The following is a 253-nucleotide window of genomic DNA, read 5'->3' as shown; positions in this document are numbered from 1 at the left end:
GGTCGCAGAAGGCGACGACCTTGTCGCCTTTGACCTTCTTGTGACCGCTGAAGCCGAGGTTGTCGCCTCCTTTCTTCGCCGCTGTGGTCGTGCCATCGCCATGAATGACGGTGGTGTCCAGATGATCGTCTTGTCGAAGCCTGAACACCGAGCCTTCGAAAATGGCTTCAAAACAGCCGTCCGCTTGCCACCGCCGAAAGGCTCGATAGATGCGCGTGTAGTGGATCTCCGGGAGGCCCTGCGAATCGTTTTC

General features: G+C 58.1%; 1 pseudogene. It reads right to left on the bottom strand.

The features are described 5' to 3' along the window. Nucleotides 1-226 (bottom strand): annotated as a pseudogene (locus P0D89_RS54535) (transposase); the annotation flags it as partial. Nucleotides 227-253: the final 27 nt, after the last annotated feature.

It is taken from the genome of Paraburkholderia sp. RL18-085-BIA-A, assembly GCF_046027075.1.
GTDB lineage: Bacteria > Pseudomonadota > Gammaproteobacteria > Burkholderiales > Burkholderiaceae > Paraburkholderia.
This window is presented reverse-complemented; position numbering and strand designations above follow the sequence as displayed.